We start from the raw sequence: 25,858 nt of genomic DNA on the forward strand, positions 1-25,858 counted from the left end.
GCCGAGGCCCTCCCGCCATCACGACCGGCACGGGCACCGGCCCCAACACCTCCGCATCCGTGGGCAGTTCGACAGCCGCGAGGAACTCCGCGACCGCCTCCCCCACCCCCGCCACCGCAGCCATCCGCGACACCGGCGGAAACCCCAACTCCGCCCGCTCGGCAAGCTCCCGCACCGCATGCCCCACGGGATCCCATCGCACCAGCGCCTGCACAGGCCGCAAGGTGGGTTCGGCCACGACGACCACCGTCCCCCCAGCCCCCTGCGGCCGTACCAGCGAACTCGCCGCGATCCACCGCCGCAACGCGTCCTCCCCGGCGCGCAGATCGGGCCGCCCGAGCATCGCCCAGCCGTCCAGCAGCAGAGCCGCCGCATACCCGCCCTCGGCGACCGGCTCGGCTCCGGGCGTACTGACGACCAGTGCGGGAGTCCCCGGCACGGTGTCGAGCACCTGCTCCCGCCCGGACGTCCGCACCGGCACCGCCGGAAACGCCCGCCCCAACTCCTCCGCGGTCCGCCGCGCCCCCACGACCTGGGCCCGCAACCGGAACCCCCCGCACTCGGGACAGTGCCAGGAGTTCTCCTCGACCCCGCACCACGCGCACCGCAGCACGCCCGCGTCCTGCGCCTCCAACGGCCCGGCGCAGTGCCGACAGCGCGCCGCGGCACGGCACTGCGCGCACGCCATCCGCGGCACGTACCCCCGCCGGGGCACCTGCACCAGCACAGGCCCGTGCTTCAACCCCTCCCGCACCGCCTGCCAGGCGAGCGTCGGCAACCGGGCGGCCCGCGCGGCCTCGTCCCGCGCGAGGTCCCCGTCCCCCACGGTCCGTACCAGCGGAGCGGCCACCCGCACCTGATCGCGCGAGGCGACCAACGGCCGCGCCCACCCGCTCTCCACCAGCTGCGCGGCCTCCACCGTGCAGCTCCAACTCCCCAACAGGAACCCGCACTTGTCGAGCGCGGCGCGCAGCAGCAGCACCTCCCGCGCATGCGGCTGCGGCGCGTGCAGCTCGCTGTGGCTGTCGTCCCCGTCGTCCCAGATCACGACGAGCCCCAGGTCCTGAACCGGCGCGAACATGGCGGCCCGGGTCCCGACGACAGCCCGTACAGCCCCCCGTCGCACGGCCAGCCACTGCCGGTACCGCTTCTCCGGCCCGGCGTCCGCGGTGAGCAGCGCATGCCGCCCCTCACCCAGCAGAGCCGTCAACGCGGCGTCGACCCGCCCGGCGGCCCGCCCGTCCGGTACGACGACGAGCGCCCCGCGCCCGGAGGCGAGCGTAGCGGCGACGGCCCGCGCGATCTCGTCGCTCCATTCGGGCCCCGGCAAGGCGTTCCACACCGCGCGCGGCGCACCCCCCGAGGCCAGCGCCTCCAGAAACCCGGCCCCGCGCTCGTACCGCCCCCAGGACCCCACACCCGGAACCCCCGGCGGCGGCAACGGCGCGGGCGACGGCTTCTGTTCGGCCCGCGCGCTGCGCGGCGGCACGGCCAGCTGCAGCACATCGGCGAGACTCCCCGCGTACCGGTCGGCGACGGCCCGTGCCAGCCCGAGCAGTTCCTCGCTCAGCACCGGCTCCGGCGAGACGACCTGCGCCAGCGCGGCGAGCGGCCCGGAGTAGTCGGACTCGGCGAGCCGCTCGACGAGGAACCCGTCGATGAGCCCCCCGCCTTCTCTCCGCCCGTCCCGCACCCGGTGCCGCCCGGCCCCGAACCGCACCCGCACCCGCACCCCGGGCTGCGCGTCGGCGTCGAGCTCGGCAGGCACGGCGTAGTCGAAGTACCGGTCGAGATGCAGCACTCCCTTGTCGACCAGCACCCGCGCGACGGGCAGCTCCCCGGCCAGCGCGGCCCCCCGCCATGTCCGCGGCTTCGCCTTGGGCCCCTTCGCCTGCCGCATACTCTCCCGAATCAGCGCAAGCTGCTCGGGCGGCGCACCCTCCGCCCCGCCGTCCCGTTCCCCGTCCGCGCTGCTCACGCCTGCATTCTTACCAAACGCGACTGACAACGGCCGCCGACCGCCGTCCACACCAGGCCGTCTAGACCTCGGCGAGAAGCCGCACGACGAGCCGCTCGGCGTAGGCCATGTCCTCGTCGGGATCGCCGTCCCGGAAGCGTCCGCCCGCCTCCGAGGCGGCGAACCCGAGCATGAACGTCGACAGCAGCCGCTCGGTCCGCGGAATCCGCTCCTCCTGGAGACCGGCGGCGCGCAGGGCGCCGTAGACCGCGTTGCGCGGCCCGACGGCCGCCGGGGTCACGGCCGGGCGCTGGAAGAGGAGCAGGAACAGGTCGGGGTGACGTCGGGCGGTGGCCCGCATGCTGTGGCCGAGCAGCCGCAGTTGCTCGCGCCAGTCGAGTCCGGGACCCGGCACCTCGATCTCCAGCAGCAGCCGCTCGACCAGGCCGTCGAGGAGTCCCTGTTTGTCGCCGACGTGCCGGTAGAGCGTCATCGGATTGACGTCGAGTTCCTGCGCGACGGCCCGCATGGTGACGGCCGGCAGTCCCTTCCGGGTCGCCAACTCCCATGTCACGTCGAGCACTTGATCACGACTGATCCGCCGTGGCGTCACTTGACATCCTCCCTCGAAGCTACGTATACACAGTATACGTATACGTTGTATATATCGAGGGAGTGACCATGCTGACCGTCAGCGGCCTGCGCAAACGGTGGGGTCCCGTCCAGGCCCTGGACGGCTTCGACCTGGATATCGAGCCCGGCGAGATCTGCGGCCTGATCGGCCACAACGGCGCGGGCAAGACGACCTTCGCCCGCGTCGTTGCCGGCCTGGAACGCCCCGACGCGGGCTCGGTCCTCGTAGCGGGAACAGACCTCGCCACGGCCCCACGCGCCGCCCGAAGTCTGATCGGCCTGGCACCCCAGGAGTTGGCCCTCTACCCCACCGCGACCCTGCGCCAGAACCTCCGCCTCTACGGCGGCCTGGCCGGCCTGCGCCGGACCGAACTCCGCGCCGAACTGGCCGCCGTAGCAGAGGAGTTGGCCCTCACCGACGTACTCGACCGACCGATCGCGACGCTCTCCGGCGGCCAGCAGCGCCGCGCCCAGGCGGCCACGGTCCTGCTGCCCCGCCCCCGCGTGCTGCTCCTCGACGAACCCACCGTCGGCGCCGACCCCACCACCCGCGAAGCGCTGCTACGACTCGTCAGGACCCGCGCCGACGAAGGCGCCGCCATCTGCTACACCACGCACTACCTACCGGAGTTGGAGCAGCTCGGCGCCACGCTCGCGGTCGCCGCGGCCGGCCGGGTGATCGCCCGCGGCGACCGCGCCGACCTCCTGGACGGCCTGCCCGGCGAGGTGACGGTGACCTTCACCGGCCCCGTACCCGAACACCTCGCCCAGACCTCAACCACCCCTGGGGAACTGCGTTTCAGCACCACGGACCCGGCCCGGTCCCTGGCCCGTCTCCTCCGCGACCTCGGCCCCGACACCACCCGGGTCCGCTCGGCCGCGGTCCGCGAACCCTCCCTCGACGACCTCTACCGAAGCCTGGCCGCCGACCGACTCCCCACGGAGACCCACCATGCGGCCTGAACCCGCCCCGACCACGGCCCGCCGCACCTGGGCCATGACCCGCCACACCCTCGTCCTGCTGGTCCGCGACCCGGGAACCCCGCTCGCCTACACGGTCATGTCCCTGGTCCTCCTGAGCGTGCTCCACCCGGTGTACGACCGCCTGGCCACCCCCGGCACACCGGGCGTCGTACAGGCCGCTCCCGGCATCGCGGTGATGTTCACCCTGCTCGCCCTGGACGTGGCCGGCCAACTCCTGCTCTCCGAACGCACCTGGCGCACCTGGGACCGCCTGCGCTCAAGCCCTGCGACCCCCACGACGATCCTGACCGGCAAGGCCCTGCCGCCGCTGGCGCTGTTCCTCGCCCAACAGGCCGTGCTCTTCCTCTTCGCGACCGCGACCTTCGGCTTCCCTCTCACCGCCGGCACCTGGCGCCTGCCGCTGCTGGCCCTCCTCTGGGCGGCCTGCGTGACCGCCTGCGGCCTCGCGCTCGGCGTCCACGCCCGCAGCCAGGGCCAGTTGGCCGCCGCCTCCGACATCGGCGCCCTCACGATCACCTGCCTCAGCGGCTGCCTGGTCCCCCTCACGGTCCTCCCCCACTGGGTCTCCACGGTGGCCCCGGCAACCCCGGGCTACTGGGCCCTCCACGGTTTCCAGGCCGCGGTCACCGGCGACTCCCGGGCCTACGCACACGCGGCAGCGGTGATCGCGGCGATCACGACGGCAGCCCTTTTGGTGGCCGTCCGGGGGACCCGGCGCTGACCCCGTCGTCGGGAAACGCCGAGGCCCGGCTCCCCAAAGGAAACCGGGCCCCGCAACAGCCATCGGGAACTACAGCCCCGCAGCCTTCCGCAGCGCGTCCACGCGGTCCGTGCGCTCCCACGTGAAGTCGGGGATCTCGCGGCCGAAGTGGCCGTACGCGGCGGTCTGGGCGTAGATCGGGCGGAGCAGGTCGAGGTCGCGGATGATGGCGGCCGGGCGGAGGTCGAAGACCTCGTCGATCGCCTTCTCGATGCGGTCGGTCTCGACCTTGGCGGTGCCGAAGGTCTCGACGAAGAGGCCCACGGGCTCGGCCTTGCCGATCGCGTACGCGACCTGGACCTCGCAGCGCGAGGCGAGGCCCGCGGCGACGACGTTCTTCGCGACCCAGCGCATCGCGTACGCGGCGGAGCGGTCGACCTTGGACGGGTCCTTGCCGGAGAAGGCACCGCCGCCGTGGCGGGCCATGCCGCCGTACGTGTCGATGATGATCTTGCGACCGGTCAGGCCGGCGTCGCCCATCGGGCCGCCGATCTCGAAGCGGCCGGTGGGGTTCACGAGCAGGCGGTAGCCGTCGGTGTCGAGCTTGATGCCCTCGTCCAGGAGCGCCTTCAGCTCGGCCTCGACCACGAACTCGCGGATGTCGGGGGCGAGCAGCGACTCCAGGTCGATGTCGGAGGCGTGCTGCGAGGAGACGACTACCGTGTCGAGGCGGACGGCCTTGTCGCCGTCGTACTCGATGGTGACCTGGGTCTTGCCGTCGGGGCGCAGGTACGGGATGGTCCCGTTCTTGCGGACCTCCGAGAGGCGCTTGGCGAGGCGGTGCGCCAGGAAGATCGGGAGCGGCATCAGCGTCGGCGTCTCGTCCGTCGCGTAGCCGAACATCAGGCCCTGGTCGCCCGCGCCCTGCTTGTCGAGCTCGTCCCCTTCTCCACCTGCGGCGGCACCCTCGACACGGTTCTCGTACGCCGTGTCGACACCCTGCGCGATGTCCGGGGACTGCGCGCCGATGGACACCGAGACACCGCAGGAGGCGCCGTCGAAGCCCTTCTTGGAGGAGTCGTAGCCGATCTCCAGGATCTTGTCGCGGACGAGCTGCGCGATGGGCGCGTAGGTCTTGGTGGTGACCTCACCGGCCACGTGCACCAGGCCGGTCGTGATCAGCGTCTCGACGGCGACCCGGGAGGTCGGGTCCTCCCGCAGAAGCGCATCGAGAATGGTGTCGCTGATCTGGTCAGCGATCTTGTCGGGGTGACCTTCGGTCACGGACTCCGAGGTGAAAAGACGACGGGACACAACGCTCCCTGAGGTTGCAGCGGCTGCTGGCTGATCATTGGCGGACGGGACGGGAGCTGCGCCCGACGTCGTCCGAGAACAGTTTATCGGTCGCGGTCGACAGACGGTCCCCCTGTCTCGACTCTCGGGAAGCGCTGTGACCTGCGGCACGCGCATTTTGCCGAATGCCGAGTGCCGTTGGCCAGAGTCGCCACGCACGAATGTCAGGTTTCGGCGAACTGTCAGACGGCTGAAACAAATCAGGAGAGACGGTGTGCGACCAGGTCCCACACGGTCTCGGCCAGGGCTTCCTTGGGACCGTACGGCACCGCGGTCTCGCTGCCGTCGGCACCCAGCACGACCGCCTCGTTCTCCTCGGAACCGAAGGTCTTGCGCTCCCCCACCTCGTTCACCACCAGCAAATCGCAGCCCTTGCGCACCAGTTTGGTACGTCCGTTGGCGAGGACGTCGTCCGTCTCGGCGGCGAACCCGACGACCACCTGTCCCGGTCGGGCCCGGTCGGCGGAGATCTCCGCGAGGATGTCCGGATTTCGCACCAGGACGACGGGCTCGGGGTCCTTGTCGTCCTTCTTCTTGATCTTCCCGGTCGCGTACTCGGCGGGCCGGAAGTCGGCGACCGCTGCGGCCATGACGACCGCGTCCGCGTCCGCGGCGGCCTTCAGCACCGCCTCCCGCAGCTGTACGGCGGTCCCGACCTGGACGACGTCGACGCCGGCCGGGTCCGGCAGTCCCGTGTTCGCCGCGAGCAGGGTGACCCGGGCGCCCCGGGCGGCGGCGGTGCGGGCGAGGGCGTAGCCCTGCTTGCCGGAGGAGCGGTTGCCGAGGAAGCGGACGGGGTCGAGGGGCTCGCGGGTGCCGCCGGCGCTGACGACGACGTGCCGGCCCTTGAGGTCGGGTTCGGTGACGCCCCGCGCGAGCACTCGGCGGCAGACCTCGAAGATCTCGGTGGGGTCGGGCAGCCGGCCCTTGCCGGTGTCGACGCCGGTGAGCCGGCCGACGGCCGGTTCGATGACGACGGCGCCTCGGCGGCGCAGTGTCGCCACGTTCTCCTGGGTGGCCGGGTGTTCCCACATCTCCGTGTGCATCGCGGGCGCGAAGACGACCGGACAGCGGGCGGTGAGGAGGGTGTTGGTGAGGAGGTCGTCGGCCAGGCCGTGGGCCGCCTTCGCGAGCATGTCCGCCGTGGCGGGGGCTACGACCACCAGGTCGGCGCTCTGGCCGATGCGCACGTGCGGGACCTCGTGGACGTCGTCCCACACCTCGGTGGAGACGGGGTGCCCGGAGAGCGCGGACCAGGTGGCGGCGCCGACGAAGTGCAGGGCGGAGGCGGTCGGGACGACCCGGACGTCATGCCCGGACTCCGTCAGTCTGCGCAGCAGCTCGCACGCCTTGTACGCGGCGATACCACCACTGACTCCCAGAACGACCTTGGGCTTGTCCACGTCTCTCCCCGAGTTCGGCACCGTGCGACCCGTACGACTCCATGCTGCGTCACAGCGGGGGACGACCCCCGCACCCCCGAGCAGACCACAGGCCCGACAGTCGCTGCCGGGCCTGTGGACAAAGCTGCTGCGACTCAGGTCGCGGGGCCCTCGACGGCCTCGGAGGTGAGCAGACCCGCGTTGATCTCGCGCAGGGCGATGGAGAGCGGCTTCTCGTGGACGTGGGTGTCGACGAGCGGACCGACGTACTCCAGCAGGCCCTCGCCGAGCTGCGAGTAGTACGCGTTGATCTGACGGGCACGCTTGGCGGCGTAGATCACGAGGCTGTACTTCGAGTCGGTGGCCTCGAGGAGCTCGTCGATCGGAGGGTTGATGATGCCCTCGGGAGCGGTGATGGAAGAGGACACGCTCTGCCTTCCGAAAGATGGGATGAGATCGGAAAAACGATCACACAACTTCCATCAAGGCTAGCAGCTCGCGCGCTACGTCCTCGACGGAGGTGTTGACCAGGGTCGCGTCGAACTCGGGTTCCGCCGCCAGTTCGATCTTCGCCGCGTCCAGGCGGCGCTCGATCACCTCGGGCGGTTCGGTGCCCCGTCCGGTGAGCCTGCGCACCAGCTCCTCCCAGGAGGGAGGAGCGAGGAACACCGAGTGGGCCTCGGACATGGAGTCGCGGACCTGCCGGGCGCCCTGGAGGTCGATCTCCAGCAGCACCGGCACACCGGACTCCAGGTGCTCCAGCACGGCCGTACGCGGTGTGCCGTAGCGGTTGCCGGCGAACTCCGCCCACTCCAGCAGCTCGCCGTTGGCGATCAGCTTGTCCATCTCATCGTCACTGACGAAGAAGTAGTGGACCCCGTGCTTCTCACCGGGGCGGGGCTTGCGGGTCGTCGCCGACACCGAGAGCCAGACCTCGGGGTGTTCCTTGCGCATATGGGCGACGACCGTGCTCTTGCCGACCCCTGAGGGGCCGGAGAGCACGGTCAGCCGCGGACGTTCACTCATGCAGCGATTATTCCAGCAATCCCGGGGTGCCCGGGACTCACGAGCCGGTGCTGCCGAACTCACGCTCCAGGGACGCGATCTGGTTGGAGCCGAGGCCACGTACTCGGCGGCTCTCGGAGATGCCGAGTCGCTCCATGATCTGCTTGGCGCGGACCTTGCCCACGCCAGGCAGGGACTCAAGCAGCGCGGAGACCTTCATCTTGCCGATGACGTCGTTCTCCTGGCCCTGCTTGATGACGTCATGCAGGGAGGCGCCGGAGTGCTTGAGTCGATTCTTGACCTCGGCCCGCTCCCGGCGAGCCGCGGCGGCCTTTTCGAGCGCGGCTGCGCGCTGTTCAGGGGTAAGGGGCGGAAGAGCCACGCCTACGTCACCTCGGATGTCGAACTGTCGGATACGGACCGGTGAGGAACCTAGTCGCCCCACACCTGGGGAGCTACGAGCAACACGCTTGCCCGTTGACTCTGCTCGGAGACTAGCGGCCAAGGGCGCCAGAGTCAGCGAGAACAGAGGAAAAGTCCTGGTCAGCCTGCGCCAGGCCGGACATTTCCGACATAACGCCCCGGATTTGAGGATGTATTCAGACTCAAGTCACTCCGGAGCCGGCCGTCGAGCCACTCATCGGAGGACTCGATCGACCCGTTCGAACACCTCAGACGGTCGCAAAGGCGACGCGGATCTCCTCCGCGAAGCGATCCGAGGCCGCTCGAAGCACTCCGACATCGGGACCGTGACGTAGAACACCTCGGCTCACGTTCGGAACCACGTTGCGCAGCACCGACCCGAAAACCCCGGGAAGGTCGGCCGGAGTCGCCCCCTGCGCCCCGATGCCGGGCGCGAGAATCGGACCGTTGACGGCGAGGTCGTACGACGACAGATCGCCCAGGGTGGCGCCGACGACGGCCCCGAAGGAACCCAGGGGCTCCTCCCCCGCGTTCTCGGCGGCCAGGTGGGCCAGCATGGTCGCTCCGACATTCCGCCCGTCCGCGCGGACCGCGTGCTGCACCTCTCCGCCCTCCGGGTTGGAGGTCAGCGCGAGCACGAAGAGCCCGGCGCCGCTCTCACGGGCCAGTTCGACCGCCGGGGCGAGCGAGCCGTAGCCGAGATACGGCGAGACGGTCAGCGCGTCGGAGAACAGCGGGGAGTCCTTGCGGAGGAAGGACTCGGCGTACGCGGCCATGGTCGAGCCGATGTCGCCGCGCTTCGCGTCCATGACGACCAGCGCGCCGGCCGCCCGCGCCTCCTCGACGGACTTCTCCAGGACGGCGATCCCGCGCGAGCCGAAGCGTTCGAAGAAGGCGCTCTGCGGCTTGAGGACGGCGACCCGGTCGGCGAGCGCCTCGACGACCGTGCGGCTGAACCGCTCAAGCCCTGCGATGTCGTCGTTCAGGCCCCAGTCCGCGAGCAGCGAGGCGTGCGGGTCGATGCCGACGCAGAGCGGGCCGCGTTCGTCCATGGCTCGGCGCAGACGTGCGCCGAAGGGTTCGAGAGGGCTCATACCGGCTTCCTTACGTCGGCGCCGACCGCGTCGGCCAGGGTGGCGTACGGGCTCGTGCGCAGGCGCGCGGCGAGGCCCTTGTGGATGGCACGGCCCCAGAAGGGCCCTTCGTAGACGAAGGCGCTGTAGCCCTGCACGAGCGTGGCACCGGCGAGGATCCGCTGCCAGACGTCCTCGGCGTCCTCGATACCGCCGACGCCCACAAGGGTGATGTCGTCGCCCACGCGCGCGTAGAGGCGGCGCAGTACCTCCAGCGAGCGAGCCTTCAGGGGTGCCCCGGACAGCCCGCCGGTCTCCTTGACGAGCGAGGGTTCGGATTTCAGACCGAGGCCCTCGCGCGCGATGGTCGTGTTCGTGGCGATGATCCCGTCCAGGCCGAGTTCGACCGCGAGGTCGGCGACCGCGTCCACGTCCTCGTCCGCGAGGTCCGGCGCGATCTTCACCAGGAGCGGGACGCGCCGGTCGGTCACCGCGCGGTCGGCCGCCTCACGGACTGCGCTCAGCAGCGGGCGCAGCGCCTCGGTCGCCTGGAGGTTGCGCAGCCCGGGCGTGTTGGGCGACGACACGTTGACGACGAGATAGTCGGCGTGCCGGGCGAGCCGCTCGGTCGACTTCACGTAGTCGCCGACGGCCTCCTCCTCGGGGACGACCTTGGTCTTGCCGATGTTGACGCCGACGACGGTCCTGAAGACCGCCTCACGCGCCTCCAAGCGGGCCGCCACGGCCGCGGAGCCCTCGTTGTTGAAGCCCATGCGGTTGATCAGCGCCCGGTCCGGCACAAGGCGGAACAGCCGCTTCTTGGGGTTGCCGGGCTGCGGCTCCCCGGTGACCGTGCCGATCTCGACGTGGTCGAAGCCGAGCATCGACATGCCGTCGATCGCGACCGCGTTCTTGTCGAAGCCGGCCGCGAGCCCGAAGGGGCCGTGCATCCGCAGCCCGAAGGCCTCCGTCCGCAGCTCCTCGAACCTGGGCGCGAGAGCGGCGGCGACGAACGTGCGCAGTACGGGGATGCGGACGGCCAGCCGGATCCAGCGGAAGGCGAGGTGGTGGGCCTGCTCGGGGTCCATCCGTTTGAAGACGAGATTGAAGAAGATCTTGTACATGGTGTCCTCATGAAGAGGGGGACACCGTTTCCGGTGTCCCCCTCTTCGGCGCTAGTCGCGGGCCGCGGTCAGGTGTTCTGCGTGTTCCTGGAGTGAACGCACGCCCACGTCACCGCGGTTGAGGGCGTCGATGCCCTGGACGGCGGCGGCGAGCGCCTGCACCGTCGTGAGGCACGGGACCGACCGGGCCACGGCCGCCGTACGGATCTCGTAGCCGTCGAGGCGGCCGCCGGTGCCGTACGGGGTGTTGACGATGAGGTCGACCTCGCCGTCGTGGATGAGCTGGACGATGGTCTTCTCGCCGTTCGGGCCGACGCCCTCGGACTGCTTGCGGACGACCGTCGCGTTCAGGCCGTTGCGCTTGAGGACCTCGGCGGTGCCGGACGTGGCGAGCAACTCGAAGCCGTGGGCGACCAGTTCGCGGGCCGGGAAGATCATCGAGCGCTTGTCGCGGTTGGCGACCGAGATGAACGCGCGGCCCTTGGTGGGCAGCGGGCCGTAGGCGCCCGCCTGGGACTTGGCGTACGCCGTGCCGAAGACGGAGTCGATGCCCATGACCTCGCCGGTGGAGCGCATCTCCGGGCCGAGGACGGTGTCGACGCCACGCCCGTGGATGTCGCGGAAGCGCGACCACGGCATGACGGCCTCCTTGACGGAGATCGGCGCGTCCAGCGGGAGTTCGCCGCCGTCGCCGTGGGCCGGGAGCAGCCCCTCGGCGCGGAGTTCGGCGACGGTCGCGCCCAGGGAGATGCGGGCGGCGGCCTTCGCGAGCGGCACCGCGGTCGCCTTCGAGGTGAAGGGGACCGTACGGGACGCGCGCGGGTTGGCCTCCAGGACGTAGAGGATGTCGCCGGCCAGCGCGAACTGGATGTTGATCAGGCCTCGGACGCCGACACCCTTGGCGATGGCTTCCGTCGACGTCCGCAGGCGCTTGATGTCGAAGCCGCCCAGGGTGATCGGCGGCAGGGCGCACGCCGAGTCGCCGGAGTGGATGCCGGCCTCCTCGATGTGCTCCATGACACCGCCGAGGTAGAGCTCCTGGCCGTCGTAGAGCGCGTCCACGTCGATCTCGATCGCGTCGTCCAGGAAGCGGTCGACCAGGACGGGCCGCGAGGGGCTGATCTCGGTCGACTCGGCGATGTACGACTCCAGGCGGGTCTCGTCGTAGACGATCTCCATGCCGCGTCCGCCGAGGACGTAGGACGGGCGGACGAGGACCGGGTAGCCGATCTCGTCGGCGATGGCCTTGGCGCCCACGAAGGTGGTCGCCGTGCCGTGCTTCGGCGCCGGGAGGCCCGCCTCCGCGAGGACCTGGCCGAAGGCGCCGCGGTCCTCGGCGGCGTGGATCGCCTCGGGGGGCGTGCCGACGATCGGGACGCCGTTGTCCTTGAGCGCCTGGGCGAGGCCGAGCGGGGTCTGGCCGCCGAGCTGCACGATCACGCCCGCGACCGGGCCCGCCTGCTGCTCCGCGTGGACGATCTCCAGCACGTCCTCGAGCGTGAGCGGCTCGAAGTACAGGCGGTCGGAGGTGTCGTAGTCCGTGGAGACGGTCTCGGGGTTGCAGTTGACCATCACGGTCTCGTAGCCGGCGTCGCTGAGCGCGAAGGAGGCGTGGACGCAGGAGTAGTCGAACTCGATGCCCTGGCCGATGCGGTTGGGGCCCGACCCCAGGATGATGACGGCGGGCTTCTCGCGCGGGGCGACCTCGTTCTCCTCGTCGTAGGACGAGTAGAAGTACGGGGTCTTCGCGGCGAACTCGGCGGCGCAGGTGTCGACCGTCTTGTAGACCGGGCGGATGCCGAGCGCGTGCCGGACCTCGCGGACGACGTCCTCGCGCAGCTCGCGGATCTCGCCGATCTGCTGGTCGGAGAAGCCGTGCCGCTTGGCCTCGGCGAGCAGTTCGGGGTCGAGCTTGGGGGCGGCGGCCAGCTCGTCCGCGATCTCCTTGATGAGGAAGAGCTGGTCGACGAACCAGGGGTCGATCTTCGTGTACTCGAAGACCTCCTCCTGGGTGGCGCCCGCGCGGATGGCCTGCATGACGGTGTTGATCCGGCCGTCGGTGGGCCGTACGGCCTCTTCGAGGAGTTGGGTCTTGTCGCCGGGCTCGCCGACGAACGTGAACTGGCTGCCCTTCTTCTCCAGGGAGCGCAGCGCCTTCTGGAAGGCCTCGGTGAAGTTGCGCCCGATGGCCATGGCCTCGCCGACCGACTTCATCGTGGTGGTGAGGGTCGAGTCGGCGCTCGGGAACTTCTCGAAGGCGAAACGCGGGGCCTTCACGACCACGTAGTCGAGGGTCGGCTCGAAGGAGGCCGGGGTCTCGCGCGTGATGTCGTTCGGGATCTCGTCGAGGGTGTAGCCGACGGCCAGCTTGGCGGCGATCTTGGCGATCGGGAAGCCGGTTGCCTTGGAGGCGAGGGCCGAGGAGCGGGAGACACGCGGGTTCATCTCGATGACGATGACGCGGCCGTCGACCGGGTCGATCGCGAACTGGATGTTGCAGCCGCCGGTGTCGACGCCGACCTCGCGGATGATCGCGATGCCGATGTCCCGCAGGTTCTGGTACTCGCGGTCGGTCAGCGTCATCGCCGGGGCGACGGTGATCGAGTCGCCGGTGTGCACGCCCATGGGGTCGAAGTTCTCGATGGAGCAGACGACCACGACGTTGTCGTTCTTGTCGCGCATCAGCTCCAGCTCGTACTCCTTCCAGCCGAGGATGGACTCCTCCAGGAGAACCTCGGTGGTCGGCGAGAGCGTGAGGCCCTGGCCGGCGATGCGGCGCAGTTCCTCCTCGTCGTGCGCGAAGCCGGAGCCCGCGCCGCCCATGGTGAAGGAGGGGCGGACGACGACCGGGTAGCCGCCGAGCGTCTCGACGCCCCCGATGACGTCGTCCATGGAGTGGCAGATCACCGAGCGGGCGGACTCGCCGTGCCCGATCTTCTGACGGACGGCTTCGACGACGCCCTTGAAGAGGTCGCGGTCCTCGCCCTTGTTGATGGCCTCGACGTTGGCGCCGATCAGCTCGACGCCGTACTTCTCCAGGGTGCCCGCCTCGTGCAGCGAGATCGCGGTGTTGAGGGCCGTCTGACCACCGAGGGTGGGCAGAAGAGCATCCGGCCGCTCCTTGGCGATGATCTTCTCGACGAAGTCCGGGGTGATCGGCTCGACGTAGGTGGCGTCGGCGATCTCCGGGTCGGTCATGATCGTCGCCGGGTTGGAGTTGACCAGGATGACGCGCAGCCCCTCGGCGCGCAGGATGCGGCAGGCCTGGGTGCCGGAGTAGTCGAACTCGGCGGCCTGGCCGATGACGATCGGGCCGGAGCCGATGACCAGGACGGACTGGATATCGGAGCGCTTAGGCACGCTGGCCCTCCATGAGAGATACGAAGCGGTCGAACAGGTAGGCGGCGTCGTGCGGGCCCGCTGCCGCTTCGGGGTGGTACTGGACGCTGAAGGCCGGCCGGTCCAGGAGCTGGAGCCCCTCGACGACCTGGTCGTTCAGGCAGACGTGGGAGACCTCGGCGCGGCCGTAGGGGGTCTCGGAGACCTTGTCGAGGGGCGCGTCGACGGCGAAGCCGTGGTTGTGCGCGGTGACCTCGACCTTGCCCGTCGTACGGTCCTGCACGGGCTGGTTGATGCCCCGGTGGCCGTACTTCAGCTTGTAGGTGCCGAAGCCGAGCGCGCGGCCGAGGATCTGGTTGCCGAAGCAGATGCCGAAGAGCGGGGTGCCGCGCTCCAGGACGGCCTGCATGACGGCGACCGGGTGGTCGGCGGTGGCCGGGTCGCCCGGGCCGTTGGAGAAGAACACGCCGTCGGGCTGGACCGCGTAGATGTCCTCGGCCGTCGCTGTGGCCGGGAGGACGTGCACCTCGATGCCGCGCTCGGCCATGCGGTGCGGGGTCATGCCCTTGATGCCGAGGTCGACGGCGGCGACGGTGAACTTCTTCGTGCCGATCGCGGGGACGATGTACGTCTCCTTGGTGGCGACCTCCGCGGACAGGTTCGCGCCCGTCATCTCGGGGGCCTGGCGCACCTCGGCGAGCATGGTCCCGTCGTCGGGCAGCGCGTTGCCGGAGAAGATGCCGACGCGCATGGCGCCGCGCTCACGCAGATGGCGGGTCAACGCGCGCGTGTCGATGCCGGAGATCCCGACGACACCCTGGTTGCGCAGCTCCTCGTCCAGCGAGCGGCGGGAGCGCCAGTTGGACGGCACGCGCGCGGGGTCGCGCACCACGTAACCGGCGACCCAGATGCGGGCCGACTCGGGGTCCTCGTCGTTGACCCCGGTGTTGCCGACGTGCGGGGCGGTCATCACGACGACCTGGCGGTGGTAGGACGGGTCGGTCAGGGTCTCCTGGTAGCCGGTCATGCCGGTGGAGAACACGGCCTCGCCGAAGGTCACCCCCACGGACCCGTAGGCACGGCCGCGGAAGATCCGGCCGTCCTCCAGGACGAGTACGGCGGGAACCTTGTCGGCTCCCCTGGTGGAGGTGGTCATCGTGCGCCTTCCGTGTCGGTCGTCTCGAGACTCTTGTTGATCATGCTGTTCAGGGTGTCGACCCACTCGGCGTGCTCGGCCGCGGTGTCGGACCGGAACCCGGAGTCGATCAGCCGGTCGCCGTGCGCCCACGTCACGACCAGGAGACCGCCCTCGCTGAGCACCTTCCCGGCGATGCCCTTGCCGAGCAGGGCCTCGCGCAGCGCCCCGGCCGGGATGAAGAAGTCGGTGGCTCCGGGCCGTACGACATCCAGTCCCGCGTCCGTCAGCGTGAGCTCGACCCGGCTGCGGGTGCCCAGGCCGTGCGCCACGATGCGGTCGAGCCACTGCCCGGCGGTGGTGGAGCCGTGGTAGCGGCCGTTCATCGTCAGTTTCGCCGGACCGGGGTCGGTCGGCGCGGTGGGAAGGTCCGGCAGGTCGCCCTGGAGCGTGCCGCGCCACTTCCAGCCCTCGCGCATCAGCCAGTAGACGAGCGCGATGAACAGGGCGAGCCCGACGAGCCAGCCGATACGCGCGGCCCAGTCGGTCACCGGGGCGGACTTCTCCCCGGCCGCGAGGTGGGTCAGTTGCAGAGGTGTCACGTGAGCTTCCCGTCGACGAGCGTGGCCTTGCCCCGGAGCCAGGTGTGCGTCACACGGCCCGGCAGCTCACGCCCCTCGTACGGGGTGTTGCGACTGCGCGAAGCGAAGCCCGCGGGGTCCACCGACCCACGGTATTCCGTGTCGACGAGCGTGAGGTTGGCGGGCTCACCAGCCGAGACGGGACGGCCGTGCCCCACCGCCCGCCCGATCTCGGCGGGCTTGACGGACATGCGCTCGGCGACCCCGGCCCAGGTGAGGAGCCCGGTGTCCACCATGGTCTCCTGCACCACTGACAACGCGGTCTCCAGGCCGACCATCCCCATCGCGGCGGCGGCCCACTCGCAGTCCTTGTCCTCGTGCGGGTGCGGGGCGTGGTCGGTGGCGACGATGTCGATCGTGCCGTCGGCGAGCGCCTCCCGCAGGGCCAGCACATCGCGCTCGGTGCGCAGCGGCGGGTTGACCTTGAAGACGGGGTTGTAGGAGCGCACCAGTTCATCCGTGAGGAGGAGGTGGTGCGGGGTGACCTCGGCGGTCACGTCGATGCCCCGGGACTTGGCCCAGCGGACGATCTCGACGGACCCGGCGGTCGAGAGGTGGCAGATGTGGACGCGGGAGCCGACGTGCTCGGCGAGCAGGACATCCCGGGCGATGATCGATTCTTCGGCCACCGCCGGCCAGCCCCCGAGCCCGAGTTCGGCGGAGACGACACCCTCGTTCATCTGGGCGCCCTCCGTGAGGCGGGGCTCCTGCGCGTGCTGGGCGACGACTCCCCCGAAGGCCTTCACGTACTCCAGGGCGCGGCGCATGATCACCGCGTCGTCGACGCACTTGCCGTCGTCGGAGAAGACGGTGACCCCGGCGGCCGACTCGTGCATCGCGCCCAGCTCGGCGAGCTTCTTGCCCTCCAGGCCGACGGTGACGGCGCCGATGGGCTGCACATCGCAGTACCCGTGCTCCTGGCCGAGCCGGTAGACCTGCTCGACGACACCGGCGGTGTCGGCGACCGGGAAGGTGTTGGCCATGGCGAACACGGCCGTGTAGCCACCGCTCGCGGCAGCGCGCGTACCGGTCAGGACGGTCTCGGAGTCCTCACGGCCGGGCTCGCGCAGATGGGTGTGCAGGTCGACCAGCCCGGGGAGGAGGATCTTCCCCTGGGCCTCGACGACCTCCGCGCCCTCGGCACTCAGCCCGATGCCCACCTCGGAGATCGTGTCCCCGTCGATCAGCACGTCCTGCGGCTCACCGCCGAGGATCTTCGCACCACGGATCAGGATCTTGCTCATGTGACTTACTTCTCCTCGATGCGGGCGTGGCTGACGGCGGGTTCGTTGCCGCCCAGAAGTAGATAGAGCACGGCCATCCGGATGGACACTCCGTTTGCGACCTGCTCGACGACGGTGCAGCGGTCCGAGTCGGCGACCTCGGCGGTGATCTCCATGCCCCGGACCATCGGCCCGGGGTGCATCACGATCGCGTGCTCGGGCATCTTCGCCATGCGGTCGCCGTCGAGGCCGTAGCGCCGCGAGTACTCGCGCTCGGTCGGGAAGAAGGCCGCGTTCATGCGCTCGCGCTGCACGCGCAGCAGCATCACCGCGTCGGACTTGGAGAGCGTGCTGTCGAGGTCGTAGGAGACCTCGCAGGGCCAGGCCTCGACGCCGACCGGGACCAGGGTGGGCGGGGCGACGAGGGTGACCTCGGCGCCGAGGGTGTGCAGCAGGTCGACGTTCGAGCGGGCGACGCGGCTGTGCAGGATGTCGCCGACGAGCGTGATCCGCTTGCCGGCCAGATCCTGCCCGATCCCGGCGTCCCGGCCGACCAGCCGGCGGCGCATGGTGAACGCGTCCAACAGGGCCTGCGTCGGGTGCTGGTGGGTGCCGTCACCGGCGTTGATGACGGCCGCGTCGATCCACCCGGAGGTGGCGAGCCGGTACGGCGCTCCGGAAGCCCCGTGCCGGATGACGACCGCGTCGACACCCATGGCCTCCAGGGTCTGCGCGGTGTCCTTCAGGGACTCACCCTTGGAGACGCTCGATCCCTTGGCGGTGAAGTTGATGACGTCGGCGGAGAGGCGCTTCTCGGCGGCCTCGAAGGAGATACGCGTGCGCGTGGAGTCCTCGAAGAAGAGGTTGACGACGGTACGGCCGCGCAGGGTCGGCAGTTTCTTGATCGGCCGGTCGGCGACCCGGGCCATCTCCTCGGCGGTGTCGAGGATCAGGACGGCGTCGTCGCGGGAGAGGTCGGCGGCCGAGATGAGATGACGCTGCATCTGTCAGGCTCCGTAAGGCAGTTCGCGAAAGAGGGAGATTCCGGGCGAGCGGGGGCACGCCGAACCGGCGTACGCCCCTTTGCCCGCTACGGGGTCTGCTTGGCGCCGAGCAGCACGGTGTCGCGACCGTCCTCCTCGGCGAGCTGGACCTTGACCGTCTCCCGCAGCGACGTGGGGAGGTTCTTGCCGACGTAGTCGGCGCGGATGGGCAGTTCGCGGTGGCCTCTGTCGACCAGGACCGCGAGCTGCACCGCGCGGGGGCGCCCGATGTCGTTCAGGGCGTCCAGGGCGGCGCGGATGGTGCGGCCGGAGAAGAGCACGTCGTCGACGAGGACGACGAGGCGGCCGTCGATGCCGTCACCGGGGATGTCGGTGCGGGCCAGCGCTCGCGGCGGGTGCATGCGCAGGTCGTCGCGGTACATCGTGATGTCGAGGGAACCGACCGGGATCTTGCGGTCGGTGATCTCCTCGAGCTTGGCGGCGAGCCGCTGGGCGAGGAAGACGCCCCGGGTCGGAATACCGAGGAGCACCACGTCGTCGGCGCCCTTGGCGCGCTCGACGATCTCGTGGGCGATGCGGGTCAGGACCCGCGCGATGTCGGGGGCTTCGAGAACCGGCCGGGCATCGGACTCGTACTGCTGGGTGTCCATAAGAAACGGACCTCCTTCTCCGCCTCACGGGACGGACCTTAAAGGACGTCGGATTTGCGCCATCCACGGTAGCAGGCCGGGGCGACACCCCTGATCACCCCTATGGAGTAATCAGCCACCGCCGGCACGGAAGCCCCGGTGCGGACCATTCGGCTTGACGCGGAAGTGTAACGCTGCGTAACCTCACAGTGAGTTACCAGCCGCGCGGCACGGAAACACTGTTGCCGCGTAGACACAGTGTCCGGGGAGCTATATGTCCAGCGAATACGCCAAACAGCTCGGGGCCAAGCTCCGGGCCATCCGCACCCAGCAGGGCCTTTCCCTCCACGGTGTCGAGGAGAAGTCCCAGGGACGCTGGAAGGCGGTCGTGGTCGGGTCGTACGAGCGCGGCGACCGTGCCGTCACCGTGCAGCGCCTTGCCGAGCTGGCGGACTTCTACGGGGTTCCGGTGCAGGAGCTGCTGCCGGGCACCACGCCGGGCGGGGCCGCCGAGCCGCCGCCGAAGCTGGTGCTGGACCTGGAGCGGCTGGCCCACGTGCCCGCCGAGAAGGCCGGCCCGCTGCAGCGGTACGCGGCGACGATCCAGTCCCAGCGCGGTGACTACAACGGCAAGGTGCTCTCGATCCGCCAGGACGACCTGCGCACACTCGCCGTCATCTACGACCAGTCGCCCTCGGTCCTCACCGAGCAGCTGATCAGCTGGGGCGTGCTGGACGCGGACGCGCGTCGCGCGGTTTCCCACGAGGAGAACTGAGCCGCTCCCCGTCTCAGCAGAAACGTGCCGCCGGGGTGGCCGGAACTTCACGGTTCCGGTCGCCCCGGCGGCTTTCTGCGGCCCTCAGGGGTCACGGACGCAGCGATACGCCAGGGGGCCCGCAGCAGTCACGCTGCGGGCCCCCTGGCGATGCCGTACCTCTTTACGCCTCGTCCCGGCGCAGCGAGGGCTTCAGGTCCTTGAAGCGGCCCAGCAGGCCGTTCACGAACGAGGGCGACTCGTCCGTGGAGAACTCCTTGGCCAGCTGCACCATCTCGTCGAGGACGACGGCGTCCGGGGTCTCGTCGACCCAGATCAGCTCGTAGGCGCCGAGGCGCAGGATGTTGCGGTCCACCACGGGCATGCGGTCCAGCGTCCAGCCGACCGAGTACTGCGCGATCAGCTCGTCGATGCGGCGCGCGTGCTGCGCGTACCCCTCGACCAGCTCCATCGTGTACTCGCTGACCGGCGGCTGCCGGGTGTCGTCCCGGGAGAGCCGGATCCAGTCCGCGAGGACCGTGGTGACGCCGACTCCGCGCTGGTCGCCCTCGAAGAGGATCTGGAAGGCGCGCTTGCGGGCCGTGTTGCGAGCAGCCACGGTTAGCTGTTCACCCGGCCGAGGTAGTCGCTGGAGCGGGTGTCGACCTTGATCTTCTCACCGGTGGTGATGAAGAGCGGGACCTGGATCTGGTAGCCGGTCTCCAGGGTGGCGGGCTTGGTGCCACCGGTGGAACGGTCGCCCTGGACGCCGGGCTCGGTCTCCTGGATGGTCAGCTCGACGGCCGCGGGCAGCTCGACGAAGAGCACCTCGCCCTCGTGCTGGGCGACCGTGGCGGTGAAGCCCTCGATCAGGAAGTTGGCGGCGTCGCCGACGGCCTTGCGGTCGACCATGAGCTGGTCGTAGGTCTCCATGTCCATGAAGACGAAGTACTCGCCGTCCATGTACGAGAACTGCATGTCGCGCTTGTCGACAGTGGCCGTCTCGACCTTGACGCCGGCGTTGAACGTCTTGTCGACGACCTTGCCGGAGAGCACGTTCTTGAGCTTGGTGCGCACGAAGGCAGGGCCCTTGCCGGGCTTGACGTGCTGGAACTCGACGACGGACCAGAGCTGGCCCCCGTCGAGCTTGAGCACCAGGCCGTTCTTGAGGTCGTTCGTGGAAGCCACGGTTGCGGAATCTCCTGGACTGACGTGGACGACCACGGGGCCCGCGCACAGCTCGAAAAGCTAGAGCGCGAGCAGTTCCTTGGTCGTGATGGTGAGTAGCTCGGGTCCGCCGTCCGCCTCAGGGCGTACGACGAGCGTGTCATCGATCCGGACACCGCCCCGGCCCGGGAGGTGGACCCCCGGTTCGACGGTGACCGGCACGCAAGCGTCCAGTTTACCCATGGCCGCGGGGGCCAGCTGCGGGTCCTCGTCGATTTCGAGTCCGACGCCGTGGCCGGTGAGGGGTGCGAGGCCCTCCGAGTAGCCCGCGGAGTCCAGCACCTGACGTGCCGCGCGGTCCACGTCGCGGTAGGCCGCGCCGGGGGTCAGGGACTCCCGTGCGGCGCGCTGGGCGGCGAAGACGAGGTCGTACAGCTCGATCTGCCAGTCCGCGGGAGAGGTGCCGATGACGAACGTACGGCCGATCTCGCAGCGGTATCCGCGATAGGTGGCGCCGAGGCAGACGGAGAGGAAATCTCCTTCCTCGACCCGGCGGTCGGTCGGCCGGTGACCGCGCCGGCCGGAGTGCGGGCCGGTCGCGACGGACGTGGCGAAGGCCGGGCCGTCCGCGCCGTGGTCGACGAGCCGTCGCTCCAGTTCGAGGGCGAGATGGCGTTCGGTACGGCCGACGAGGATCGACTCCAGCAGCTCACCGAGGGCCTGGTCGGCGATCTCGGCGGCGATTCTCAGACAGGAGATCTCCTCCTCGTCCTTGATGACCCGCAGTTGCTCCGCCGCGCCGCCGATGTCGGTGAGTCGGAGCGCGGGGGCGACCGAGCGGAGGGCTCGGTGGCGGGTCACGGTGAGGTGGTGCTCTTCCACGGCCATGGATTCGGCGCCGGTCGCTGACGCGAGGTCGGCGGCGGCTACGGCGGGGTCGCCGCCTGGGCCGGGGAGGGTGTGGATGTGCAGGGTCTCGTCGGGGCGGCCCTCGCCTCCGGCGGGGCGCTCGTCGAGTGGGGCGGTGCAGACCAGCAGATCTTCGCTCTTGCCCAGCAGCAGGACGGTGTCCTGCGGGGCGGGGCCGGCCAAGTAGCGCACGTTGGCCGGGCTGGTCACCAGGGCGGATTGGCTGCCGCCGGCTTGGGCGCGTTCCCTCAGCCTGGCTCTGCGGGCTGCGTAGACCTCTGACATGAGATGAGCGTAGGAGGGGTGGCTGGATTGTGCTGGTTGGGAGAGTGCCGTTCGGGGGACGGCGCGTGAGTTTCGGGTGCGGGCCGGTGGGGGCTGGTCGCGCCCACGCGGCGGAGCCGCACATTGATACAGCCCCGCGCCCCTAAAAGCCACACGTCCCGTTCGTCACCAGCTCGGTGGGCTCGCTATGGAGCGTGCGAGGACGTCATTCAGCACCTGGGCCGTCTGCTGTACGTCCATCTGGGAGTTGTCGATGATCGGGAGGCCCGAGCCGTACCAGCCGGCCATGCGGCCGTGGATGCGGGCGACCTCCTCGTCGGTGAGGCGGCGGTTGCCGGAGCGTTCGGCGTTGCGTTCCAGGACTATTTCCAGGCCCGGGAGGAGGACGACCGGGAGGAGGCCGGGGCCCACGTGGCGTTTCCAGCCGCCGAGGCCCACGACCGGGCGGTCGGGGAAGACCGCGTCGTCGAGGATGCAGGAGATGCCGTTGGCGAGGAAGTTGCGGGCGGCGAAGCCGCAGGTGCGGCGGGCCAGGCGGTACTGGGCCTCGGAGTGGTCGTTCCAGCCGGACTGGGGGTCGGCGAAGCCGGAGCGCACCCATTCGCGGACGTCGTCGAGGCTGATGTGGGCGGTGGGGACCCGGCGGTGGTCCGCCCAGTACTTGGCGACGCTCGTCTTGCCCGCGCCGGCGGGGCCGATGAGCAGCACCGCGAGGGTGGTGGAGGTCGGGTCGGGCGCGGCCTGCGCGGGGGGCGTGCTCGGCATGGCCACGGGGCCGCCGGGCGGCAGTTGGACATGGCCGGTGGTGTCCGGTGCGTGGCGCGGGATCGTGTACGGCATCGGCGGGGCCGGTGGTGGTGGGGGCACGGAGCCCGGATGCGGGCCCGGGTGCTGTCCCGTCGGCATCCAACCGGCGGCCGGTCCCTGCCCCGGCTGGTGGGGCGGCGGCAGCGGAGACCCCACTGCGTGCTGCATCCGGTGCCACTCCAATTTCTTACGGCGATTGGCGCTGGCAGCGGGCCCGAACCCCCGCTCCCTACCGAACGGTACCTTCCCCGGCCGCCATTTGGTGAACGGCCGGGGAGGGGCCGAAGTGCCCGTCCCCGCAAGGCAAATCGGGTGGACGGGACTTGGCGGGACTTAGTCGCCCACTTCGCCGTATGCGGCGAGGAGGACGGCCGGGTCGGGGCCCTCCAGGACCGTGGGTTTGGCGAGGCCGTCGAGGACGATGAAGCGGAGCAGGTCGCCGCGGGACTTCTTGTCGACCTTCATGGTCTCCAGGAGCTTGGGCCACTGGTCGTAGCGGTAGCTGAGCGGGAGGCCGACGGATTCGAGGACCGTGCGGTGGCGGTCGGCCGTCGCGTCGTCCAACCGGCCCGCGAGACGGCCGAGTTCGGCCGCGAAGTGCATGCCTACGGCCACTGCGGCGCCGTGCCGCCACTTGTAGCGCTCGTTCTTCTCGATGGCGTGCGCGAGGGTGTGGCCGTAGTTGAGGATCTCGCGCAGGCCCGACTCCTTGAGGTCGGCGGAGACGACCTCGGCCTTGACCTTGATGGAGCGCTCGATGAGTTCGGCGGTGTGCGGTCCGGCCGGGGTGCGCGCGGACTCCGGGTCGGACTCGATGAGTTCGAGGATCACCGGGTCGGCGATGAAGCCGGCCTTGATGATCTCGGCGAGCCCGGAGACGTAGTCGTTGACCGGGAGGGAGTCCAGCGCGGCGAGGTCGCAGAGCACGCCGGCCGGCGGGTGGAAGGAACCGACCAGGTTCTTGCCCTCGGCGGTGTTGATGCCGGTCTTGCCGCCGACGGCCGCGTCCACCATGGCGAGAACGGTGGTCGGTACGGCGATCCAGCGGACCCCGCGCAGCCAGGTCGCGGCGACGAATCCGGCCAGGTCGGTGGTGGAGCCGCCGCCGACGCCCACGATGACGTCGGAGCGGGTGAACCCGGACTGGCCCAGCGCCTTCCAGCAGTAGGCGGCGACCTCTGCGGTCTTGGCCTCCTCCGCGTTGGGCACCTGGATGGCGACGGCCTCGAAGCCCTGCCCGGCCAGGTCGGCGCGGAGCGCGTCACCGGTCTCGGCGAGCGCCTCGGGGTGGATGACGGCGACCCGCTTGGCCTTGTCACCGACCAACCCGCCCAGTTCGCCCAGGAGTTGACGGCCCACCAGGACCTCGTACGGGTCACTGCCCGCCGTGCCGCCGACCTGGATCCGCGTCACTGACTCGCTCATGCTTCCTTCAACTCCAGTGCGTCCAGGACGGCTTGGGTGACGTCCTCGGGGGTGCGGCCGTCGGTGGGTACGACGGCCTGCGCGACCTCGGCGTACAAGTGGCGCCTGGCTTCCATCAGTTCGCGCCACTGCTTGCGCGGGTTGACGGCGAGCAGCGGGCGGGCCACGTTGAGGCCGGTGCGCTTGACGGCTTCGTCCACGTCCATGGAGAGGTAGACGACCCGGTGCGTCGCGAGCAGCGCGCGCGTGTCCTCGTCGAGGATCGAGCCGCCGCCGAGCGCGAGGACGCCGTCGTGCTCGCCCAGGGCCCCGGCCACCGCGCGCTTCTCGAGGGCGCGGAAGACCGGCTCGCCCTCGTCGACGAAGATCTCGGCGATGGTGCGGCCCTCGGCGGCCACGATGTCGTCGTCGGTGTCCCGGTAGCCGACACCGAGCCGCTCGGCCAGCTGCTGTCCGACCGTCGACTTGCCGACGCCCATCGGGCCGACGAGGACGACCAGTGGTGCTGCGGTCACCGGATGGCCAGGTTCTCGAGGTACGAGCGGACGTTGCGGCGGGTCTCGGGCACGCTGTCGCCGCCGAACTTCTCCGCCACCGCGTCCGCGAGGACGAGGGCGACCATCGCCTCGGCGACGATCCCCGCGGCCGGGACCGCGGAGACGTCGGAGCGCTGGTGGTGGGCCTGTGTGGCCTCACCGGTGACCACGTCGACGGTCTGCAGCGCGCGCGGCACGGTCGCGATCGGCTTCATCGCGGCCCGCACCCGCAGCAGCTCGCCCGTGGACAGCCCGCCCTCGGTGCCGCCGGAACGGCCGGAGACGCGCCGAATGCCCTCGTCGGTCTTCACGATCTCGTCGTGCGCCTTGGAACCGGGCACCCGCGCCAGCTCGAAGCCGTCACCGATCTCGACGCCCTTGATGGCCTGGATGCCCATGAGGGCGGCGGCCAGCCTGGCGTCCAGTTTGCGGTCCCAGTGGACGTGCGAGCCGAGGCCGACGGGGACGCCGTAGGCCAGGATCTCGACCACACCGCCCAGGGTGTCGCCGTCCTTGTGGGCCTGGTCGATCTCGGCGACCATCGCCTTAGACGCGTCCGCGTCCAGGCAGCGCACGGGGTCGGCGTCCAGCCTCTCGACATCGGCCGGCGTGGGCAGCACACCCTGCGGAGCCTTCGCCGAAGCCAGCTCGACGACGTGGGAGACGATCTCGATGCCGGCCGTCTCCTTGATGTACGACCGGGCCACCGCGCCCAGCGCGACCCGCGCCGCGGTCTCCCGCGCGGAGGCGCGCTCCAGGATCGGGCGGGCCTCGTCGAAGCCGTACTTCTGCATGCCCGCGAGGTCGGCGTGGCCGGGGCGCGGGCGGGTCAGCGGGGCGTTGCGGGCCAGTCCGGCGAGGATCTCCGGGTCGATGGGGTCGGCCGCCATGACCTGCTCCCACTTGGGCCACTCGGTGTTGCCGACCATGATGGCGACCGGGGAACCGAGGGTGAGGCCGTGGCGGACGCCGCCGAGGAAGGTGACCTCGTCGCGCTCGAACTTCATGCGGGCGCCGCGTCCATAGCCGAGTCGGCGCCGGGCCAGGTGGTCCGCCACCATCTCCGTGGTGATCGGGACGCCGGCGGGAAGACCCTCCAGCGTCGCCACGAGTGCGGGGCCGTGGGACTCCCCCGCGGTCAGCCAGCGCAACCTGCTCAACGGTGCTCCTCATGCTCGCGCCCTGGGACTGCCCTGCGTACGCGTGTCCTCGCGTACGGCGTCGGCGTGACCGGGTGCGCGGCCCTGGCCCGCCGCCCCCGATCCTCCCACGTCCGGGGCACGGACCCGGCCGACGGTCCAGAGAACGGACGCCGAACGGCCAAGGTCAGCCACCGGGCAGCCTCAGTGGAGCCGGCGTCGGCAGCCGGG

At 70.6% G+C, this 25,858-nt stretch carries 25 protein-coding genes; 3 read left to right on the forward strand and 22 right to left on the reverse strand.

From position 1 onward, the window contains the following. Together JHN45_RS22595 and JHN45_RS22600 are read right to left on the reverse strand one after the other, a co-directional pair. Positions 1 to 1,900, reverse strand: a 1,900-nt coding sequence (locus JHN45_RS22595; protein ID WP_236583963.1) for a primosomal protein N', incomplete at its 3' end; no start/stop codon positions are given. Between the two features lie 139 nt (positions 1,901 to 2,039). Continuing rightward, complete coding sequence (locus JHN45_RS22600; protein WP_307783164.1) at positions 2,040 to 2,570, reverse strand: TetR/AcrR family transcriptional regulator C-terminal domain-containing protein; 531 nt, start codon at positions 2,568 to 2,570, stop codon at positions 2,040 to 2,042. Positions 2,571 to 2,638: 68 nt separating this feature from the next. Between JHN45_RS22600 and JHN45_RS22605 the strand changes: the two genes are divergently transcribed. Both JHN45_RS22605 and JHN45_RS22610 read left to right on the forward strand, forming a co-directional pair. Next, positions 2,639 to 3,553: an ABC transporter ATP-binding protein gene (locus JHN45_RS22605; RefSeq protein WP_201050349.1), complete on the forward strand. Its 915-nt coding sequence runs from the start codon at positions 2,639 to 2,641 to the stop codon at positions 3,551 to 3,553. Further along, complete coding sequence (locus tag JHN45_RS22610; RefSeq protein WP_201050351.1) at positions 3,543 to 4,295, forward strand: ABC transporter permease; 753 nt, start codon at positions 3,543 to 3,545, stop codon at positions 4,293 to 4,295. Before JHN45_RS22605 ends, JHN45_RS22610 begins: the two co-directional genes overlap by 11 nt. A gap of 69 nt (positions 4,296 to 4,364) precedes the next feature. Here the strand turns inward: JHN45_RS22610 and metK are convergent, their stop codons facing one another. From metK to pyrR, 13 genes are all read right to left on the reverse strand, one after another. Further along, positions 4,365 to 5,588: a methionine adenosyltransferase gene (metK, locus tag JHN45_RS22615; protein ID WP_201050352.1), complete on the reverse strand. Its 1,224-nt coding sequence runs from the start codon at positions 5,586 to 5,588 to the stop codon at positions 4,365 to 4,367. Between the two features lie 239 nt (positions 5,589 to 5,827). Further along, positions 5,828 to 7,030, reverse strand: a complete 1,203-nt coding sequence (coaBC, locus tag JHN45_RS22620) for a bifunctional phosphopantothenoylcysteine decarboxylase/phosphopantothenate--cysteine ligase CoaBC (RefSeq protein ID WP_200712606.1) — start codon at positions 7,028 to 7,030, stop codon at positions 5,828 to 5,830. Positions 7,031 to 7,164: 134 nt separating this feature from the next. Further along, the gene (gene rpoZ, locus JHN45_RS22625) at positions 7,165 to 7,437 is read right to left on the reverse strand and encodes a DNA-directed RNA polymerase subunit omega (RefSeq protein WP_019059732.1); all 273 of its coding nucleotides are present in this window, start codon (positions 7,435 to 7,437) and stop codon (positions 7,165 to 7,167) included. A 40-nt stretch (positions 7,438 to 7,477) separates the two neighbouring features. Next, positions 7,478 to 8,035, reverse strand: a complete 558-nt coding sequence (gmk, locus tag JHN45_RS22630; RefSeq protein ID WP_200712607.1) for a guanylate kinase — start codon at positions 8,033 to 8,035, stop codon at positions 7,478 to 7,480. Positions 8,036 to 8,072: 37 nt separating this feature from the next. Then, a complete protein-coding gene (locus JHN45_RS22635) occupies positions 8,073 to 8,396 on the reverse strand; it encodes an integration host factor (RefSeq protein WP_019059734.1) in 324 nt (107 codons plus the stop codon). A gap of 289 nt (positions 8,397 to 8,685) precedes the next feature. Further along, on the reverse strand, positions 8,686 to 9,531 hold the full coding sequence (pyrF, locus tag JHN45_RS22640; RefSeq protein ID WP_200712608.1) for an orotidine-5'-phosphate decarboxylase: 846 nt from the start codon (positions 9,529 to 9,531) through the stop codon (positions 8,686 to 8,688). Then, positions 9,528 to 10,634: a quinone-dependent dihydroorotate dehydrogenase gene (locus JHN45_RS22645; protein WP_200712609.1), complete on the reverse strand. Its 1,107-nt coding sequence runs from the start codon at positions 10,632 to 10,634 to the stop codon at positions 9,528 to 9,530. Before JHN45_RS22645 ends, pyrF begins: the two co-directional genes overlap by 4 nt. Positions 10,635 to 10,685: 51 nt before the next feature. Next, positions 10,686 to 13,994, reverse strand: a complete 3,309-nt coding sequence (gene carB / locus JHN45_RS22650; RefSeq protein ID WP_200712610.1) for a carbamoyl-phosphate synthase large subunit — start codon at positions 13,992 to 13,994, stop codon at positions 10,686 to 10,688. Then, positions 13,987 to 15,129, reverse strand: a complete 1,143-nt coding sequence (gene carA / locus JHN45_RS22655) for a glutamine-hydrolyzing carbamoyl-phosphate synthase small subunit (protein WP_200712611.1) — start codon at positions 15,127 to 15,129, stop codon at positions 13,987 to 13,989. Before carA ends, carB begins: the two co-directional genes overlap by 8 nt. Then, the gene (locus tag JHN45_RS22660; protein ID WP_200712612.1) at positions 15,126 to 15,710 is read right to left on the reverse strand and encodes a hypothetical protein; all 585 of its coding nucleotides are present in this window, start codon (positions 15,708 to 15,710) and stop codon (positions 15,126 to 15,128) included. The genes carA and JHN45_RS22660 overlap by 4 nt, the downstream gene beginning before the upstream one ends. Next, positions 15,707 to 16,993: a dihydroorotase gene (locus JHN45_RS22665; RefSeq protein ID WP_201050353.1), complete on the reverse strand. Its 1,287-nt coding sequence runs from the start codon at positions 16,991 to 16,993 to the stop codon at positions 15,707 to 15,709. The genes JHN45_RS22660 and JHN45_RS22665 overlap by 4 nt, the downstream gene beginning before the upstream one ends. A gap of 5 nt (positions 16,994 to 16,998) precedes the next feature. Next, positions 16,999 to 17,976 (reverse strand): aspartate carbamoyltransferase catalytic subunit, encoded by a 978-nt coding sequence (locus tag JHN45_RS22670; RefSeq protein WP_200712614.1) that lies wholly within the window; start codon positions 17,974 to 17,976, stop codon positions 16,999 to 17,001. Between the two features lie 86 nt (positions 17,977 to 18,062). Beyond that, complete coding sequence (pyrR, locus tag JHN45_RS22675) at positions 18,063 to 18,626, reverse strand: bifunctional pyr operon transcriptional regulator/uracil phosphoribosyltransferase PyrR (RefSeq protein WP_200712615.1); 564 nt, start codon at positions 18,624 to 18,626, stop codon at positions 18,063 to 18,065. Positions 18,627 to 18,879: 253 nt separating this feature from the next. Between pyrR and bldD the strand changes: the two genes are divergently transcribed. Further along, a complete protein-coding gene (gene bldD, locus JHN45_RS22680) occupies positions 18,880 to 19,380 on the forward strand; it encodes a transcriptional regulator BldD (protein ID WP_019059743.1) in 501 nt (166 codons plus the stop codon). Positions 19,381 to 19,543: 163 nt separating this feature from the next. Here the strand turns inward: bldD and nusB are convergent, their stop codons facing one another. From nusB to aroC, 7 genes are all read right to left on the reverse strand, one after another. After that, positions 19,544 to 19,978, reverse strand: a complete 435-nt coding sequence (gene nusB / locus JHN45_RS22685; protein WP_200712616.1) for a transcription antitermination factor NusB — start codon at positions 19,976 to 19,978, stop codon at positions 19,544 to 19,546. A 2-nt stretch (positions 19,979 to 19,980) separates the two neighbouring features. Then, complete coding sequence (gene efp / locus JHN45_RS22690) at positions 19,981 to 20,547, reverse strand: elongation factor P (RefSeq protein ID WP_043683951.1); 567 nt, start codon at positions 20,545 to 20,547, stop codon at positions 19,981 to 19,983. Positions 20,548 to 20,607: 60 nt separating this feature from the next. Then, positions 20,608 to 21,720, reverse strand: a complete 1,113-nt coding sequence (locus JHN45_RS22695; RefSeq protein ID WP_201050355.1) for an aminopeptidase P family protein — start codon at positions 21,718 to 21,720, stop codon at positions 20,608 to 20,610. Positions 21,721 to 21,885: 165 nt separating this feature from the next. Next, complete coding sequence (locus JHN45_RS22700; RefSeq protein WP_200712618.1) at positions 21,886 to 22,695, reverse strand: Pro-rich N-terminal domain-containing protein; 810 nt, start codon at positions 22,693 to 22,695, stop codon at positions 21,886 to 21,888. Between the two features lie 165 nt (positions 22,696 to 22,860). Next, positions 22,861 to 23,952, reverse strand: coding sequence for a 3-dehydroquinate synthase (gene aroB / locus JHN45_RS22705; RefSeq protein WP_200712619.1), 1,092 nt, complete (start codon positions 23,950 to 23,952; stop codon positions 22,861 to 22,863). Next, on the reverse strand, positions 23,949 to 24,467 hold the full coding sequence (locus tag JHN45_RS22710; protein ID WP_200712620.1) for a shikimate kinase: 519 nt from the start codon (positions 24,465 to 24,467) through the stop codon (positions 23,949 to 23,951). Before JHN45_RS22710 ends, aroB begins: the two co-directional genes overlap by 4 nt. Next, positions 24,464 to 25,648: a chorismate synthase gene (gene aroC / locus JHN45_RS22715; protein WP_200712621.1), complete on the reverse strand. Its 1,185-nt coding sequence runs from the start codon at positions 25,646 to 25,648 to the stop codon at positions 24,464 to 24,466. The genes JHN45_RS22710 and aroC overlap by 4 nt, the downstream gene beginning before the upstream one ends. Positions 25,649 to 25,858: the final 210 nt, after the last annotated feature.

The organism is Streptomyces sp. MBT53, from assembly GCF_016654115.1.
Classification (GTDB): Bacteria; Actinomycetota; Actinomycetes; order Streptomycetales; family Streptomycetaceae; genus Streptomyces.

Coding starts and splice junctions, on each gene's coding strand:
- pyrF (WP_200712608.1), bottom strand. CDS start 9,531: ATGAGCCCTCTCGAACCCTTCGGCGCACGTCTGCGCCGAGCCATGGAC.
- JHN45_RS22670 (WP_200712614.1), bottom strand. CDS start 17,976: ATGCAGCGTCATCTCATCTCGGCCGCCGACCTCTCCCGCGACGACGCC.
- JHN45_RS22645 (WP_200712609.1), bottom strand. CDS start 10,634: ATGTACAAGATCTTCTTCAATCTCGTCTTCAAACGGATGGACCCCGAG.
- gmk (WP_200712607.1), bottom strand. CDS start 8,035: ATGAGTGAACGTCCGCGGCTGACCGTGCTCTCCGGCCCCTCAGGGGTC.
- carA (WP_200712611.1), bottom strand. CDS start 15,129: ATGACCACCTCCACCAGGGGAGCCGACAAGGTTCCCGCCGTACTCGTC.
- JHN45_RS22695 (WP_201050355.1), bottom strand. CDS start 21,720: ATGTCAGAGGTCTACGCAGCCCGCAGAGCCAGGCTGAGGGAACGCGCC.
- JHN45_RS22605 (WP_201050349.1), top strand. CDS start 2,639: ATGCTGACCGTCAGCGGCCTGCGCAAACGGTGGGGTCCCGTCCAGGCC.
- aroB (WP_200712619.1), bottom strand. CDS start 23,952: ATGAGCGAGTCAGTGACGCGGATCCAGGTCGGCGGCACGGCGGGCAGT.
- JHN45_RS22610 (WP_201050351.1), top strand. CDS start 3,543: ATGCGGCCTGAACCCGCCCCGACCACGGCCCGCCGCACCTGGGCCATG.
- JHN45_RS22700 (WP_200712618.1), bottom strand. CDS start 22,695: ATGCAGCACGCAGTGGGGTCTCCGCTGCCGCCGCCCCACCAGCCGGGG.
- pyrR (WP_200712615.1), bottom strand. CDS start 18,626: ATGGACACCCAGCAGTACGAGTCCGATGCCCGGCCGGTTCTCGAAGCC.
- bldD (WP_019059743.1), top strand. CDS start 18,880: ATGTCCAGCGAATACGCCAAACAGCTCGGGGCCAAGCTCCGGGCCATC.
- JHN45_RS22665 (WP_201050353.1), bottom strand. CDS start 16,993: ATGAGCAAGATCCTGATCCGTGGTGCGAAGATCCTCGGCGGTGAGCCG.